General features: G+C 55.9%; 15 protein-coding genes and 1 tRNA gene. 3 read left to right on the top strand and 13 right to left on the bottom strand.

Annotated elements, in window-relative coordinates; translation table 11 throughout:
* Positions 1-6 precede the first annotated feature (6 nt).
* The 5 genes from CIK94_RS11540 to CIK94_RS14130 form a co-directional block, all read right to left on the bottom strand.
* Positions 7-1236: a nucleoside recognition domain-containing protein gene (locus CIK94_RS11540; protein WP_094423108.1), complete on the bottom strand. Its 1230-nt coding sequence runs from the start codon at positions 1234-1236 to the stop codon at positions 7-9.
* 10 nt (positions 1237-1246) lie between these two features.
* Complete coding sequence (locus CIK94_RS11545; protein ID WP_254046212.1) at positions 1247-3796, bottom strand: zinc-dependent metalloprotease; 2550 nt, start codon at positions 3794-3796, stop codon at positions 1247-1249.
* A gap of 298 nt (positions 3797-4094) precedes the next feature.
* Complete coding sequence (ndk, locus tag CIK94_RS11555; protein ID WP_022310651.1) at positions 4095-4562, bottom strand: nucleoside-diphosphate kinase; 468 nt, start codon at positions 4560-4562, stop codon at positions 4095-4097.
* Between the two features lie 91 nt (positions 4563-4653).
* On the bottom strand, positions 4654-6000 hold the full coding sequence (locus CIK94_RS11560) for an SH3 domain-containing protein (protein ID WP_094387291.1): 1347 nt from the start codon (positions 5998-6000) through the stop codon (positions 4654-4656).
* 22 nt (positions 6001-6022) lie between these two features.
* A complete protein-coding gene (locus tag CIK94_RS14130) occupies positions 6023-6268 on the bottom strand; it encodes a hypothetical protein (RefSeq protein ID WP_144008386.1) in 246 nt (81 codons plus the stop codon).
* A 24-nt stretch (positions 6269-6292) separates the two neighbouring features.
* Between CIK94_RS14130 and ung the strand changes: the two genes are divergently transcribed.
* Together ung and CIK94_RS11575 are read left to right on the top strand one after the other, a co-directional pair.
* The gene (gene ung, locus CIK94_RS11570) at positions 6293-6958 is read left to right on the top strand and encodes a uracil-DNA glycosylase (protein WP_094423111.1); all 666 of its coding nucleotides are present in this window, start codon (positions 6293-6295) and stop codon (positions 6956-6958) included.
* A gap of 4 nt (positions 6959-6962) precedes the next feature.
* Positions 6963-7559 (top strand): DUF3109 family protein, encoded by a 597-nt coding sequence (locus CIK94_RS11575; RefSeq protein WP_094423112.1) that lies wholly within the window; start codon positions 6963-6965, stop codon positions 7557-7559.
* 84 nt (positions 7560-7643) lie between these two features.
* On the opposite strand, the gene CIK94_RS11580 is transcribed toward CIK94_RS11575, so the two are convergent.
* From CIK94_RS11580 to CIK94_RS14480, 6 genes are all read right to left on the bottom strand, one after another.
* The gene (locus tag CIK94_RS11580; protein WP_022310655.1) at positions 7644-8531 is read right to left on the bottom strand and encodes a helix-turn-helix domain-containing protein; all 888 of its coding nucleotides are present in this window, start codon (positions 8529-8531) and stop codon (positions 7644-7646) included.
* A 4-nt stretch (positions 8532-8535) separates the two neighbouring features.
* Positions 8536-9639 carry a hypothetical protein gene (locus CIK94_RS11585; RefSeq protein WP_144008387.1) on the bottom strand — a complete coding sequence of 368 codons (1104 nt, stop codon included), beginning with the start codon at positions 9637-9639 and terminating at the stop codon, positions 8536-8538.
* 166 nt (positions 9640-9805) lie between these two features.
* The gene (gyrB, locus tag CIK94_RS11590; protein WP_094387287.1) at positions 9806-11776 is read right to left on the bottom strand and encodes a DNA topoisomerase (ATP-hydrolyzing) subunit B; all 1971 of its coding nucleotides are present in this window, start codon (positions 11774-11776) and stop codon (positions 9806-9808) included.
* Between the two features lie 39 nt (positions 11777-11815).
* Positions 11816-12265, bottom strand: coding sequence for a hypothetical protein (locus CIK94_RS11595; protein ID WP_094423114.1), 450 nt, complete (start codon positions 12263-12265; stop codon positions 11816-11818).
* Positions 12266-12477: 212 nt separating this feature from the next.
* A complete protein-coding gene (gene rpsT, locus CIK94_RS11600) occupies positions 12478-12732 on the bottom strand; it encodes a 30S ribosomal protein S20 (RefSeq protein ID WP_022310659.1) in 255 nt (84 codons plus the stop codon).
* A gap of 28 nt (positions 12733-12760) precedes the next feature.
* Positions 12761-12832, bottom strand: a tRNA-Glu gene (locus CIK94_RS14480).
* 104 nt (positions 12833-12936) lie between these two features.
* On the opposite strand from CIK94_RS14480, the gene CIK94_RS11605 reads away from it, so the two are divergent.
* Entirely contained in the window at positions 12937-13659 is a 723-nt protein-coding gene (locus tag CIK94_RS11605) for a DNA repair protein RecO (RefSeq protein WP_094387285.1), read from the top strand.
* Between the two features lie 76 nt (positions 13660-13735).
* Here the strand turns inward: CIK94_RS11605 and CIK94_RS11610 are convergent, their stop codons facing one another.
* Positions 13736-14185 (bottom strand): GatB/YqeY domain-containing protein, encoded by a 450-nt coding sequence (locus CIK94_RS11610; protein ID WP_094387916.1) that lies wholly within the window; start codon positions 14183-14185, stop codon positions 13736-13738.
* An 18-nt stretch (positions 14186-14203) separates the two neighbouring features.
* Positions 14204-15547 (bottom strand): cell division protein FtsZ, encoded by a 1344-nt coding sequence (ftsZ, locus tag CIK94_RS11615; protein WP_254046213.1) that lies wholly within the window; start codon positions 15545-15547, stop codon positions 14204-14206.
* Positions 15548-15564: the final 17 nt, after the last annotated feature.

Raw genomic sequence — 15564 nt, forward strand, 5'->3', positions numbered from 1 at the left:
AGAGTTTTAGAAGAATAAATAAGCGATGCCGATGGCGGCGATGACTCCGGCGAGGTCGGCCAGCAGTCCGCATGGCACTGCATGACGCATATTGCGGATGCCCACGCTGCCGAAGTAGACGGCGAGGATGTAGAAGGTGGTGTCGGTCGAGCCCTGGAAGATGCAGCTCAGTCTGCCCACAAACGAGTCGGCGCCGTAGGTGGTCATGGCGTCGACCATCATACCTCGGGCTCCCGAGCCGGAAAGCGGCTTCATCAGCGCAGTAGGCAGCGCGCCCACAAAGTCGCTGTTGCCGCCCAGGGCCTTTACCAGAGTTGCCACGCCGTTGATGAGCATGTCCATGGCGCCCGACGCGCGAAACAGGCCGATGGCCACGAGTATCGCCACGAGATAGGGTATGATGCGCACGGCGGTGGTAAAACCTTCCTTGGCACCCTCGACAAACGCATCATAGACATTGATGCGATGCTTCATGCCTGCCAGCACAAATGCCACAATGATAGTCATCAGCAGGATATTCGCCACCGATGTGCTCACAATGTTCATCTGGTCCTTGTCCAGCTGGCCGAAGGCCCAGATGATGGCGCCCACCACCAGAGCCATGCCGCCCAGGGTGAGGAGCATGGTGCGGTTGAGCAGGTTGATGCGCTGGTATATCGAGGTAATGATGATGCCCGCCACAGTCGAGAAGAAGGTGGCAAGCAGTATGGGGATAAACACATCTGTGGGCTGGGCGGCGCCCAACTGTGCCCTATACACCATGATGGATATGGGGATGAGCGTGAGGCCAGACGTGTTGAGCACCAAGAACATAATCATTGGGTTGGTGGCAGTCTCCTTGTTCGGGTTGAGCGTCTGCAGCTGTTCCATCGCCTTCAGCCCGAGCGGCGTGGCGGCATTGTCGAGTCCCAACATATTGGCGGCGATGTTCATGAATATCGCGCCGGTCACAGGGTGACCCTTGGGGATGTCGGGGAAAAGCCGGGTGAACACCGGGGACAATGCCCTGGCCAGCACGTTGACCACCCCGCCGCGCTCGCCTATCTTCATGATGCCCAACCAGAGCGAGAGCACGCCCGTGAGGCCCAGTGAGATTTCAAAGGCGGTCTTGGACGAGGCGAAGGTTGAGTCTATGAGCGCCGGAAATACCGTGACATCGCCCAGGAAGATGAGCTTGACCAGGGCGATGACAAAGGCGATGATGATGAAGCCTATCCAGATATAGTTGAGTACCATTGCGCTTGCGTTATTTGACAGTGGTGCGGCGCTCGCGGATGAGCTTGATCTGACGTTGCAGGTCCTGATAGTGGAGTTTGTCGATGCCCTTGGCGCCAGCCTCCTGGCTGTCTACAAACTGGGCGATGTCGTCGAGGTGCTGGACGAGGTAGAGCACCGCATCAGAGTCCTTGTTGCTGGCGCCACTGCGCGAGGCAAAGAGCAGCTGCATCAGCGACGACTGTGCAGGCTTGTCGTCCTTGGGGTTGAGCAGCGAGTTGACGCGGTTCAGGTAGCTGCGCTCCAGACTGCGTCTGATTTTGTCGCTCATGCCGTTGTCGCCAGCCAGAGGCTTCCACACCGCGCCCTTCAGCGCCGAGAGGTAGGCGTCGAGCTTCAGTGCCGATGGCGAGAGGTAAGAGTCGTTGTATATCTTGACGATGATGTCGGCAGAGAGAGCGCGCGAGAGCACGATGTTCTGCTGGTTGGCGATGTCGGCCGACGGGTCGATGCCAGTCTTCTCGGTGAGGGTGGCGGGGTACAGCCACAGCGGAGCCTCGAAGATGTTGCGGCCCACCCAGTCTATCGCCTCGAGCGGCATGGCTGCCGGAGCCATCTCTACGGGCTTGGTGCCGGGCATATTGTTGAGGTAGCGGCCGCCCAGGTGCTTGATGACGTGGCCTGTGTATCGGCGCAGCTGGTCGCGCACGCTCTTGTAGACCTCTGTCAGGTCACTATACTGGTCGTTGTCCTGATGAGTCCACTGGGGCAGACCCGCGATGACGCGCTTCAGGTTCTTCACGCCATACTCGTTGGCCTTCATGTTGTCGTCGCCCAAGTCTTCGGTCTGCGAGCGGGGGTCTTCGTCGCGGCCCTCACCCGAGAACCAGCAGCGGGGATGACCAGCCAGGAAGCGCGAGGTCTCGGTCATCATCGCCTCTTTCTCTTCATATTCGTCCTTGAACTCAGGGCGGTAGGAGTAGCCCCACTTGATGGCCCACTTGTCATAGTCGTTGATGCGGGGGAAGAGTCCCTTGGGTCCAATCTTGTCTTCGGGCTGAGCCACGTAGTTGAAGCGGGCATAGTCCATGATGGATGCGGTGTGGCCGTGGGCCTCTACCCACGCCTTGTCGCGCAGTTTCTCTACGGGAGTGGCGTGGCTGGCGCCCATGTTGTGGCGCAGACCCAGGGTGTGGCCCACCTCGTGGGAGGAGACGAAGCGTATGAGCTCGCCCATGAGCTTGTCGTCGAAGGTCATGGTCTGTGCGCGCTTGTCGAGCGGTCCGCACTGCACCATATACCACTTGGTGAGCAGGCTCATCACGTTGTGATACCAGCAGATGTGGCTCTCGATGATTTCTCCGCTGCGCGGGTCGCTCACGTGGGGGCCGTAGGCATTTTCTATCTCAGCCGGGAGATAGCGTATCACGCAGTAGCGGGCGTCGTCGACGCTCATGTTGGAGTCGTTGGGCCACGGCTTGGCCTGGATGGCGTTCTTGAAACCGGCGGCTTCGAACGCCACGTTCCAGTCTTCAACTCCCTTGATGAGATAGGGCACCCACTTCTTGGGCGTAGCCGGGTCTATGTAGTATATGATGGGCTTCACGGGTTCTACCAGCCGTCCCTGACGATAGGCTTTTACATCGCGCGGCACCAGACGGTAACGGGCGATGAACGACTCACGCTGGGTCTTGTGCTGGGTGTCAGAGAAACGGGTGAAATTGTTGACAAAGTACCCCACGCGCTTGTCCCAGAGACGCTTGCGCATAGGCTGGCTGGGCAGTAGTACCATCGACGTGTTCATGCCCAGAGTCACCGAGCCCGTCAGACTGGCTGGCGCATTGCGGTTGGCTGTGGCGCCATAGGTGCGCACGGTGGCCACCTCGATGTTGATGGGAAACACCTTCATGGTGTCGATATACGAGCGGCTGCTTATCATTCCGCCGAGCTTGACCATGCCCAGCGATGATCTTACGCTGGTGGTGAGCTTGTTGTCGTTCTTGAAGAAATTGGTAATCTCTATCATGCTTCGGCCCTTGGGGCTCTTGCCGATTATCTTGAACGACGCCACGATGGGGTCGATGGTCGATGCCTGGAGAGTCTTGGATATACGGTCGGTCGAGTCGGCCAGCTGGGTGAGCACGTAGGCACGCATGTACATCGTCTTGTAGTCGTGCTTCTCAAAATAGACGGTGGCCTCGTTGACCTCTTCGCCGGCATACTTGCCGAAGTTCTGGGGCACAGCCGTATAGCGCGTCACGCACATGAAGTAGCGGCCCAGGAGCGTGTCGGGTATCTCGAAGTACCACTTGTCCTGGATATGGCGCACGGTGAATAGACCTTCCTTCACGGTGCCACCCTTCTTGATGATGTCGGCATACTCGTCCTTCTTCTTTTTGGCTACGGTGTCGTTGTCATGCTTGGTGGTGTCGGCCTTGATTACGGGTTTGCCCTTGAGGGTGTCGTCGTCCACGGCAGATACTTGTTGGTACTTCGCAGCGTTGAGCCCCGTGATGCGCGAGGCATAGATGCCGCCGGCTATCATCATCACGATAGCGCAGATAAACAGCTTGTTACCCATATAGATACTTATTTATTGGTTCGTTGTCACTGCAAATTTAGTAATAATAATCCATACCCGGCTTGGGCAGACCGAAAAAAGCATGACAATCATGAAGAAAAAAGTCAAAATCGCTGTTTCCGCCCGTAGTTCAGCCGTCATTGGAGCGGCGATGCGGCCCTCGGGCCGACTGCGCAGACACGCAAAAGCCCCGAAGACGGCTTCAGGTATAGCAGCGGGCATGGCCGTGGGGCTATATCCTGATGCCACCTTCGGGGCTATGGTTGCTCCCGTGGTGGGGATGATGAGTTGGCGGGTGTTAGAACTCGTCGTTGGCGTAGAGGAAGGGGTGGTAGCACTGCTCCCACTCTATGATTTCCTCGTCGCGGAAGAAACGCTTGAGCTCGATGGCTGCGGTCTCGGCAGAGTCGGATGCGTGGACGATATTCTCCTGGAAACTCATGCAGTAGGAACCGCGGATGGTGCCGGGGGCGGCGTTGCGGCCGTTGGTGGGGCCTGCCAGTGCGCGCACGGCGGCGATGGCGTCGACACCCTTGAGGCACATGGCCACCACGGGGGCTGTCATCATGGCGTCCTTGACGCGCTGGAAGAAGGGCTTCTCGCTGAGATGGCTGTAGTGCTCGGAGAGCAGCTCGTCGGTGAGCATCATCATCTTCATGCCGCATATCTGCAGGCCTTTCTTCTCAAAAATACTGATAATCTCGCCTGCCAGACCGCGCTGCATGGTGCAGGGCTTGAGCAGGACCAATGTCTTTTCTATTGCCATAATCGTTAATGGTTGTAGGGTTAGTAATATATGTTTTGTTCTGATTGTCTGCAAATTTAGGAATAATTTCTGAGATATCCCAAGGATGTGGCTACAAATTGGATGCCCACGTATACAAATCCTTGATGACCATCTTGCGGAAGAGCCAATGGCTCATGCCGCCGGGGATGCGCATGATGGTGTTGTCGGCCAGGTCGAGCACATAGAGAGGGCGTATGCGCCAGCTCTCGTTGTAGCGGTTCTGCCAGTCGTACATGCAGTATTCCCACCATTCGCGGTCGCCGCGCCACCATTCGCCCGTGGTGTAGTCGTTCTTCAGTCCGTAGCGGGTCACGTCGAAAGCATTGGCATAGCCACACTGGCGGTATATGCGATAGGGGGCGAGGCCCAGGTCGAGCACGCTGCCCAGGCTCACGCGGCACATGATGATGCAGCCGCCCGAATAGTGGGTGGCGGTGCTGCGCACGGGGGCGAAGTAGATGCCGTTGCCGGCAAAGTTGCCGGCGCCCACGTTCCAGATGCCCGACATGCGGTTGCCGTGCCAGCAGCGGCCGGGCGCCATCACAATGTTGAGCGCGGCGGTCTCGTCGGTGCCGTGGTAGAGGGTAAGCGCGGGGACGAAGGTATCGAAGACGGTCCAGAACAGACTCTCGATGACGGTGAGCGACATGTGCCATATCGGGTACTTGATGATGCGCCACGGCAGCCACAGCGCCCAGTCTATAGCATCGTCGGTGCCCTCCTTGTCGCTGCTCGGCACAAAGACCTCGAGCACATAGTTGAACATCTCGAAGGTGCAGTGGGCGAAGAGGTTGAAGTAGATGGCGTTGACCAGTCTTATCGGCGTGAGCAGTATGTACAGCGGTATCTTGGCCAGCAACAGATAGCCTTCCAACTCATCGTTGCGACGGTCGTTGCCCGAGTTCTCCTTATAGAGCGCGCGCCAGGGCTTGGAGAGCCAGCGCTGGAGCCAGTTGGTGATGAGGAAGGGGATGCTCGTAATGCGGTATATCCACTGCATGATGAAGTAGTAGAAGGCAAACCCGTAGAAGAGGACCTTGGATATGATGTAGAGGACGATGAGGATGAGCGCCAACTTGAAGGCCCATCCTATCAGGGTGAACAGCGAGAACGAGCTGCGCCGCTTCTTGGGCTTGGAGGTAGCCACGGGCTCGTCTTTGACATACGACAGATAGCGGCTGGCGGCATAGGCGGTGTCGCCCTCGAAGATGACCTTGGACCAGTCGTCTCCCCATTCGACCACGAGCAGCTCGGTGCCACGCGGTGCCACCCCGCGCTTGTAGGCGTTGGGTGATGGCTGCATACGCATGTTCAGGTCGCTGGTGGTGACATAGATTGCGCGCGGAGAGCCCATCGCCGCCAGGGCGGAGAGCCATAGCAGGCAGAGGGTGAGCCATAACGTCTTCTTGTGCATCATAAACGATGTAGCTATTAGGTGATTATCTCTTGTCAAGTAAGTATAGACATGCAAAAATACGATTATTTTGCCAAACGCCTTGTGCATAACCGCGTTTTTTTGCATCGCGCAGCGGCTTTTTCTGACTTTTGGGATAACAAAGACGATAGAAAGCGCCATCCCCGTCATTGCCGCCATCGGGGAGATGGTGGCGGGAAGGGTGGAAAATAGTGAAAAAAAGTGGGAGCAAATGGCTATAGTTACATCCTTTTGCAGTAATTTTGCACATTATTATATAATATAGCGCGCTTCCATGAACGTAAAAATCAACGACAGTTGGGCTGAGCGGCTCGGCAATGAGTTTGCCCAGCCTTATTTCTCCCAGCTCACCGACTTCGTAAGGCACGAGTATGCCACCACGACCTGCTATCCTCCCGGCAGACTTATCTTCAACGCCTTCAATCTCTGTCCTTTCGACAGCGTCAAGGTGGTCATCATCGGGCAGGACCCCTATCACGAGGCGGGTCAGGCTATGGGGCTCAGCTTCTCGGTGCCCGACGGAGTGGCCATGCCGCCGTCGCTGCAGAACATCTTCAAGGAGATACAGGGCGACCTCGGCATCGGAGTGCCCCAGAGCGGTAACCTGACGCGTTGGGCTGAGCAGGGAGTGCTGCTGCTCAACGCCACGCTCACCGTGAGGGCCCACCAGGCTGGCAGCCACCAGCGCCATGGGTGGGAGAGGTTTACCGACGCTGCCATCAGCAGGCTCAGCGAGGGTCGCGACCATCTGGTCTTCATCCTCTGGGGAGGCTATGCGCGCTCCAAGGCGTCGCTCATCGACCGCCGCCGTCATCTGGTGCTCGAGTCGGTGCATCCCTCACCCCTCTCCGCCAACCGGGGTGGATGGTTTGGCAACCATCACTTCTCGCGCTGCAATGAATATCTCGCCGGGTACGGCATGGGCCCCATCAACTGGTAAGAACATGAATGAACTGCATATTTTACAGATAGGAAACGTATTTGTTTCGCCCGATATTTTCACGGTAAAGTTCTGCTGCGATCTTGACGTGTGCAAGGGCGCATGCTGCATCGAAGGCGACGCCGGCGCACCGGTAACCCTCGATGAAATCGGCGATTTGGAGACTTCGCTCGATGTAGTATGGAATGACCTCTCGGCTTCGGCGCAGGCTGTCTTGGACCGCCAGGGTGTGGCTTATGCCGACCGCGACGGCGACCTGGTCACAAGCATTGTCGGAGGTAAGGACTGTGTGTTTACATGCTATGAGGGCGACACCTGTCTCTGTGCCCTTGAGCGCGCGCATCGTCAGGGCCGCTGCCCCTTTGTCAAGCCCATCTCCTGTGCGCTCTATCCCATTCGCGAAAAGACATTTCCCGATGGTTCGGTGGGGCTCAACTATCATCGTTGGCGCATCTGCCAGTGTGCAGTAGAGAAAGGCCGCGAACTCGACTTGCCTCTCTACCGCTTTCTCGAGGGTCCGCTTGTGCGCCGCTTCGGCAAGGAGTGGTATCAGGAGCTGTGCCAGGTGGCCGACGAGCTTCGGGCTTTAGGCATGATTTGATGCCTCGGCAATGGTAGGAAACGAGGGCGTGACGGCTCTGCAGGCGATAGTCGTCCCGTCGCCTCGGGGCTTGCTGCCGACAGACTACGACCTTCTGTATTCGGTCGGCGACATGCCCACGTGCTCCTTGAAGTATTTCCCCATAAAGCTCTGGCTGGGGAAGTTCATGTCCATCGCTATCTGCTTGATGCTCTTGCGCGAGTTCTTGATTTGCACGCGCAGCTCCATAACCACATAGTTGTCTATCCACTCGTTGGGGGTGCGCTGGCTTACCTGCTTGATGCACTCCGACAGATATTTTGGGGTGATACACAGCTGTCGGCCGTACCAACTCACACGGCGTTCGGTGCGGAAATTCTTCTCGATAAGTGCGATGAAATCGGTAAAAATCGTCTCTGCACGGTTCTTTTTCCTGTTGTCCCTGTTCATGATCTGGTAGATGGTATTGCCCAGGTCATATATCATCGTGGCGATGGTCATGCGGGCCACGTCGCGGCGGAAATGATGCCCCACGCAGTCTATCTTGCTCTTGAGCATCTTGTAGTAATCGCAGAAAGTGTCGGCCTCCTTCATGCTCAGCGTCGAGACCGGGTTGCTGCGCGCAAAGAGGAAGAGCGATGATATCTCGTGTACATCTTTGGCGATGTCGCTGAAGAAATTGGGCGAGATGATAAATCCTATGCCGCTGAAATCTTCGCTGAACGAACAGTTGTCGACCACCATGCCGTTGGTGATGATGATGACGTCGTTGCGCTCCACGGTGTGTTCTATGGTGTCAAGCCGGTAGGTGGCTCTGCCGTTCAGACAGAGCGCAGCCATCATGCATTGCATGCGGCGCGTGCGGTCGGGGAAGGGGATTTTGGCCAGATCGTCAAACAAGACGATGTCGTTGTCTATGTGGCTTCCTTTATATTGGCTAAGCGTTGAGGCTATGGTTACCTCGTAGATTTCCTTGTTCTTGTATTTTATCATTGCTTTAGTATGGATATGCATTGTAACTTGTTGTCGTCATGAGGCTTACGCCGTCGACGCGCTGCACTTGGCTGGCGTCAAACGCACTGTCTCCGCTGACAATCACCCGTCGGTGGTAGGTAGGCTCGAAGGCTGTGGTAATCTGCTCGTCGGTCTCGCCGTTGCAGGTATACTTGCGCCCGCCGATGGTAATGGTCTCACCCTTCTTCGCCCCGCGCAGCGTGAGCCTCACAAAGCCGTAGAAGCCTGTGACAAACTCGTAGGCGATGCCCTCCGGCGTCCGCTCCGAATATCGCGGCGCAGTGACTCTCGTCACGCGATTTACCTGGACAGGCAGCAGCGTAGCCAAGGGCCACATCCCCATCTCCGTCGATACCCTCCGAAGTGCCGAGTCAGCCGTCCGCAGTTCTGAAGCAGCTTTCGTTCCGTCTATCTCTAACCTCCGTGGTTCCGAAGCAGCCGTCCGTCCTTCTATCTCTACCCTCCGCAGTTCCGAAGCAGCCTTCGTTCCTTCCATCTCTAACCTCCGTGGTTCCGAAGCAGCCTTCGTTCCTTCTATCTCTAACCTTCCTGGCGCCGAGACTGGTGTCCAGCATGCTGTAGATACCGTCTGCGTGTAGCCGCGGTCAATTCCGTCGCCCGAACCTTCATCTACAGGCCGGCAGAGCCATCCTCCGTCGGCGTTGTGACCAAAGGGGCGACCGTCGCGCCCCACTCCATAATAACAGACGGCTATCTGGTGGTCGTGGGGATCAACCGGGTGATAGAGGATGGCCACCGTGTTGGAGTCGGAACGCAGGTAGCCGCTGACGTCGATATCGATGGTGACGGGGTGATGACAGTTGTCGGTCGGGAGGGGCGGGGTGACATTAGACTCATTGACATACAATCTGTATCTGCCACGGGCGGTGACGCTGAGCGTGGCGCTGATGGGGCGGCGCTGCGTGATATAGGTGTGGCGGAACCAGATGTCGGAGAGCGAGTCGGCTGTGGTGCAGCTTATCTCTCCAGGGCCAAGGCTGGCGGTCTGGGCGCTGGCGGTCGTCATGCCGATGACGAGCAAGCCCATCAGCACCATAATCATCTCTTGTATTGCAGTTTTGGCCATCAGTTGCAAAATTAGTACTTTTTATTGGCGTTACCAAGTGAAAATGAGGAAAAATCAACGATACCACTATCTTCGTGGCGGATATAGCCATCGTCGTGACCAGCAAAAAAGAAGGCACACCTCTTGTCATAAGAGGCGTGCCTTTTTTAGGTAATTGACATTTTGTTTAAGCGTCGATATTGGCGTAGGTAGCGTTCTCTTCGATGAAGATACGGCGTGGTTCTACGTCATCGCCCATAAGCATAGAGAAGATTTCGTCGGCGTCGGCGGCATTCTCTATAGTCACTTGTTTGAGCAATCGACTTTCAGGATTCATAGTGGTTTCCCACAGCTGCTCGGGGTTCATCTCACCAAGACCCTTGTAACGCTGGGTGTGAAGGGCTTTGTCGGAATCGTTTCCGCCAGCATATTTCTCGATAAACTGTAGGCGTTGTTGTTCGGTATAACAGTATTCGCTCTTGTCCTTGTACGAGCAACGGTACAGGGGAGGCGTGGCGATATACAGGTGGCCGTCTTCGATGACCTTGGGCATGAAGCGGTAGAAGAGCGTCATGATGAGGGTGTCGATGTGAGAACCATCGACATCGGCATCGGTCATGATGATAATCTTGTCGTAGCGCAGCTTGTCGATGTTGGCCTCGCGGTCATCCTCGCCTTCGACGCCGAAACGCACGCCGATACTCTGGATGATGTTCATTACCGACTCGGCCTCAAAGACACGGTGCCACTGCACTTTCTCTACGTTGAGGATTTTACCTCTCAGCGGCAGGATGGCCTGGCGGAAACGGTCGCGGCCCTGCTTGGCAGAACCACCGGCGGAGTCACCCTCGACGAGGAATATCTCACACTCCTTGGGGTCCTTATTGGAGCAGTCGGCCAACTTGCCGGGCAGACCGCCGCCGCTCATCACGTTCTTGCGCTGCACGCTTTCGCGGGCCTTGCGGGCGGCGATACGTGCGGTGGCAGCCAGTACCACCTTCTCGCAGATGCGCTTGGCCTCGACGGGATGCTCTTCGAGATAGTCGTTGAGCGCTTCTCCCACAGCCTGCTGCACGGCACCAGCCACCTCAGAGTTGCCCAGCTTGGTCTTGGTCTGACCCTCAAACTGTGGCTCGGCTACCTTGATGGAAATCACGGCGGTAAGTCCCTCGCGGAAGTCTTCGCCGGCAATCTCTATCTTGGCCTTTTCAATCTGCTTGGAGATGGTGGGCTCGTTGTCGGCATAAGCCTTGAGCACACGGGTGAGAGCCGTACGGAAACCGGTGAGGTGGGTACCGCCCTCTATGGTGTTGATATTGTTGACGTAAGAGTGGATGTTCTCCGAATAGTCGGTGTTGTACATGATAGCCACCTCGATAGGGATGCCCTGCTTCTCGGTCTTGAGATAGATAACATCGTCGAAGAGGTGGGCGCGGTGACGGTCTACGTAGCGCACAAACTCCTTCAGACCGTCCTTGGCATGGAAGACCTCCTGACGGGTCTTGCCCTCGGCGTCGGGGCGCGCATCGGTGAGGGTGATGCGGATGCCGGCGTTGAGGAATGCCAGCTCGCGCATACGACGAGCCACGATGTCCCACTGGAATGTGGTGGTGGTGAAGATGCTGCCATCGGGCCAGAACTGCTGGCGTGTACCGCGCTTGTCGGTCTCGCCCACTACCTTGACGGGGTAGAGAGGCTTGCCCTTCTCATATTCCTGCTGGTAGATTTTGCCGTTGCGGAACACCTGCGACATCATGTGGCTTGACAGGGCGTTGACACAGCTTACGCCCACACCGTGGAGACCACCGCTGACCTTATACGAACCCTTGTCAAACTTACCACCGGCGTGGAGCACGGTCATAACCACCTCCAGAGCCGATTTGTGCAGTTTCTCATGCATATCCACGGGGATACCGCGGCCGTTGTCTTCCACCGTTACCGAGTTGTCCTCGTTGATGGTCACTTCTATATCTGTGCAGTAGCCTGCCATCGCCTCGTCGATAGAGTTGTCTACCGTCTCGTTAATCAGGTGATGCAGACCCTTTTCGCTAATATCGCCGATGTACATGGCAGGACGCTTGCGCACTGCCTCCAAGCCTTCGAGTACCTGAATGTTACTCGCCGAATAGTTGCTTTCTATGTTATGATTATCTTCCATTTCAGTATGGTACAAGTTTGATTGCAAAGATAGTAAAATTCATTGACATAGCGAAACATTTGTCCCGTTATTTTGACCTCTGTTTCCATCAGAAACTCCCTTTGGCCCGGCGTTATAAAAGTTTAACTGTTTGCGCGCCCAGTCTGCCTCCGCAGAGGCTGTCGTATGCGGTGTGTGGGGCTTTGTGGCACCCACTTTCGCCTTGTTGAGGGGCAGTCGCATAGGCTCGCGTCCGCCGGCTGTAACAGTGCTGGTGTGGTGCGCCAGCGTGGCGACGCCCCCGTGCTCCGTCCCGGCCATTGTGCGTATGACCGAAACCATTGTGCGTATGACCGAAACCATCACCCTTGCCGTCATAGTCATCTCTGTGGCGGTAAAGTTCTTCTCAAGGTTTGCATCGGTTATTTCAGGGTTTGCCGTGAGTATTTCCAACTTTGCAATAGTCATTTCCGGCTTTGCTCTCAACTTATTGGTCTGCTCCGTCATCATTGCCGCTGTGGGGGATGCGACTGCTGGTTTACTATCTGTGTCCAGAACTGATGATGACGGTCTGCGCGATTGCAAATCAGTGCGTTGTAGGCGATCTGGTTTCGCTCTGTCGCCGACGACAGCGTGCCGCTCTTTGTCCTCGAGGCATATAACCAAAGAGACCACTACTTGTGGTAGTGGTCTCTTTGGGGTAGGATATATTGTTTTGTGAATTATCCCAACTTGCTGATGTGGAGAGCGAGGCTTGACTTCAGGTTCGCAGCCTTGTTCTTGTGGATGATGTTGGTCTTTGTGAGCTTGTCCAACATGGCCTGTACTACGGGGTACAGCTTAACAGCCTCTTCCTTGTCTGTCATTGCGCGCAACTTACGTACGGCGTTGCGCATAGTCTTTGCATAATATTTGTTGTGCAAAGTCTTTGTCTTTGTCTGACGAATTCTCTTCAGTGATGATTTGTGATTTGCCATCTTATTATACTTTCTTTTTTATTATTTGTAGTCCCTAGGAGAGTCGAACTCCTCTTTAGAGAATGAAAATCTCTCGTCCTAACCGATAGACGAAGGGACCATCTGTCTATTAGCGGATGCAAAGGTAGATACTTTTAACGAAATGTGCAAATTTTCTTCAAAGAATTTTCTATAAAAGGCTGTTTTTTATTACTTTTGTAGTCTATGATGGTCAAAACAAACGCAATAGTACTCAAAACCAATCCCTATGCTGACCGCAAGATGGTGGTGGAGATGTTCACGGCAGACTACGGCTACCAGTCGTTTGCGGTGACGGTTCCGGCGACCAAGCGCGGCAAGTTGAAGCGGCAGTATTTTATCCCGCTTTCGAGGTTGGAGATAGCCTATGACATGCGACCCAACCGCCGGTTGCAACTCCTGACGGATGTAAGGTTCAGCACGATGGCCACCTACATGTACGAAGATGCGGTCAAGCTGCCCGTGGCGCTGTTTGTGGTCGAACTGCTCACCACCGTAGCCCGCCACGAGCACGAAAACCGGCAACTCTTTGAGTTTGTTGACGCTTCGATAGATGTGTTGGAGCTCGATGGCGAGCATACTGCCAACTTCCACCTCGTGTTTATGACCATGCTCACGCGCCTGGTGGGCATTGCGCCCGACGAGGAAACCTATGCCGCCGGCAGCTGGCTCGACCTGCGCGAGGGATGCTTCACTCTGCTTCGCCCTGCCCATCAGGATGTGGCTCAGCCCGAGGTGGCGCGGCGTATAGCTCTCTTCCTTCGCGGTGGTTTTGAAGGTGTTGCGATGCCGATGAACCGCGACGAGCGCAACTGCTGTCTCGACGCTCTGATGGACTATTACCGTCTGCATCTGCCCTCTTTTCCCGAGCTCAAGTCGGTGGCCATTCTGCGCCAACTGTTCCAATAGAAACATCCCGACACGCTATGGCCAGTTGTCCATAACGTGTCGGGATGCTATATATATAATAAGGTGTAACGGCTGCCTATGCCAGCAGTCGCTTTACAATCTGCGAGACTGCTCCGCCGTCGGCCTTGCCTGCCAACTGCTTGGTGGCGATGCCCATGACGCGCCCCATATCCTTCATCGATGAGGCTCCGGTCTCGGCTATGATGCCCTTGACGATCTCTTCTATCTCTGTGGCGCTGAGCTGCTTGGGCAGATAGCTCTCGATGACGGCGGCCTGGGCCAACTCTTCTTCAGCCAGGTCGGCGCGACCGTTGGCTGTGTAGGTGGCTGCTGTCTCGCGGCCCTGCTTGGCCAGCTTCTGCAGTATCTTGAGCGCGGCGGCATCGTCGAGCGTGTCGTTGGCTCCCGGGGCGGTCTTGGCCTCGAGAAATACTTTCTTGATGTTGCGGAGGGTCATGAGGCGCACCTTGTCGCGGGCCTTCATGGCTTCCTTGATATCGTTGCTTACTTGTTCAAACAAATCCATAATGTTTAGTTTCAATGGTTATACAAATGAAATGATGGAGTTGGCAGTGCCGTCGTTGCCGCTGTCATCGGCAGGCTTGCTCTCGGTGTGTCCCGATGCCTGACGGGTTATCTCGTCTATCATGTTCTTGGAGCGCTTGTAGGTGGGCGTGTTCTCGATGGCGAGTATCACGTCCTCGTTGTCAAGGTATTCGGGCGAAAAGAGGAAGATGTGTGGACGGCGCTTGTACTCCATGGTCTTCTCGCCGCTGCCGTAGTACACGCCCATGCGTGCCTTCTTCTGGGCGTCGGCTTCGGCTTTCTTGGCCATATTGTCTGCCTCTTCCTGGGTGTATTTCTTGGTCTGGTGTTCCTGCATGCCGTCGATATTCTTGATGCCGAAACCGGTGGCGAGGATGGTAACCTTGACCTTCTCACCCAGATTGGGGTCGAGGAATATGCCCCACTTGGACTGATAGTCACAGTTGAAGTGCGACATGAACTCATTGACCTCGTTCATCTCCTCCATACGCAGTCCCTCGTTATTGGACTTGTCTGCGGCGAAGGTGATACTGAGCAGAATCTTCTTGGAATTGTAGATGTCGTTGTTGTTGAGCAGCGGCGAGTGAAGCGCGCTCTCGATGGCTTTGCGCAGTCGGCCCTCGCCCTCACCGTAACCGGTACTCATGATGGCCACGCCGCCGTCTTCGAGCACGGTGCGCACGTCGTTGAAGTCGAGGTTGACGATGCCTCGGCTGGTAATGATTTCGGCGATGCTCTTGGCTGCCACGCTCAGCGTGTCGTCGGCCTTTCCGAAGGCGTTGAGCACCGATAGGTCTGCATATACCTCGCGCAGACGCTCATTGTTGATGACCAGCAGTGCGTCTACGTTCTTTGCCAGTTCCTCTACACCGTCGAGGGCTTTGTTGATTTTCTTTTCGCCTTCCCATAAAAAGGGTATGGTGACGATGCCCACGGTGAGGATGCCCATGTCCTTGCTCGCCTTTGCTATGACGGGCGCTGCTCCGGTGCCGGTACCTCCGCCCATTCCGGCGGTGATGAATGTCATCTTGGTGCCGTCGTCGAGCATGGCCTTGATGTCGTCCAGGGTTTCTTCTGCGGCTTCACGCGCCTTCTCGGGCACGTTGCCCGCGCCGAGTCCTTCCTTGCCCAGCTGGATGTGTACGGGTACGGGCGAAGCGTTGAGCGCCTGTGCGTCGGTGTTGCACAGCACGAAGCTCACGTCGTGTATGCCCTCTCTGTACATGTGGTTTACGGCATTGCCGCCACCACCGCCCACGCCGATGACCTTGATGATGTTGACCTTCTCGGGAACTTCAAAGATAGGCAGGGTGCCGTTGGTTGTATTGTTGTCTTTATCCATGATAGTCATGCTTGATT

Source organism: Prevotella sp. P4-51, from assembly GCF_002251455.1.
Taxonomy (GTDB): domain Bacteria; phylum Bacteroidota; class Bacteroidia; order Bacteroidales; family Bacteroidaceae; genus Prevotella.

Bases quoted from the DNA above. Each gene is read 5' to 3' on its own strand.
- CIK94_RS11580 (WP_022310655.1), bottom strand. From the start codon at position 8,531: ATGATAAAATACAAGAACAAGGAAATCTACGAGGTAACCATAGCCTCA.
- CIK94_RS11560 (WP_094387291.1), bottom strand. From the start codon at position 6,000: ATGATGCACAAGAAGACGTTATGGCTCACCCTCTGCCTGCTATGGCTC.
- rpsT (WP_022310659.1), bottom strand. From the start codon at position 12,732: ATGGCAAATCACAAATCATCACTGAAGAGAATTCGTCAGACAAAGACA.
- ung (WP_094423111.1), top strand. From the start codon at position 6,293: ATGAACGTAAAAATCAACGACAGTTGGGCTGAGCGGCTCGGCAATGAG.
- CIK94_RS11610 (WP_094387916.1), bottom strand. From the start codon at position 14,185: ATGGATTTGTTTGAACAAGTAAGCAACGATATCAAGGAAGCCATGAAG.
- CIK94_RS11540 (WP_094423108.1), bottom strand. From the start codon at position 1,236: ATGGTACTCAACTATATCTGGATAGGCTTCATCATCATCGCCTTTGTC.
- CIK94_RS11545 (WP_254046212.1), bottom strand. From the start codon at position 3,796: ATGGGTAACAAGCTGTTTATCTGCGCTATCGTGATGATGATAGCCGGC.
- CIK94_RS11575 (WP_094423112.1), top strand. From the start codon at position 6,963: ATGAATGAACTGCATATTTTACAGATAGGAAACGTATTTGTTTCGCCC.
- ndk (WP_022310651.1), bottom strand. From the start codon at position 4,562: ATGGCAATAGAAAAGACATTGGTCCTGCTCAAGCCCTGCACCATGCAG.
- CIK94_RS11595 (WP_094423114.1), bottom strand. From the start codon at position 12,265: ATGATGACGGAGCAGACCAATAAGTTGAGAGCAAAGCCGGAAATGACT.
- CIK94_RS14130 (WP_144008386.1), bottom strand. From the start codon at position 6,268: ATGTGCAAAATTACTGCAAAAGGATGTAACTATAGCCATTTGCTCCCA.
- ftsZ (WP_254046213.1), bottom strand. From the start codon at position 15,547: ATGGATAAAGACAACAATACAACCAACGGCACCCTGCCTATCTTTGAA.
- CIK94_RS11585 (WP_144008387.1), bottom strand. From the start codon at position 9,639: ATGGCCAAAACTGCAATACAAGAGATGATTATGGTGCTGATGGGCTTG.
- gyrB (WP_094387287.1), bottom strand. From the start codon at position 11,776: ATGGAAGATAATCATAACATAGAAAGCAACTATTCGGCGAGTAACATT.
- CIK94_RS11605 (WP_094387285.1), top strand. From the start codon at position 12,937: ATGATGGTCAAAACAAACGCAATAGTACTCAAAACCAATCCCTATGCT.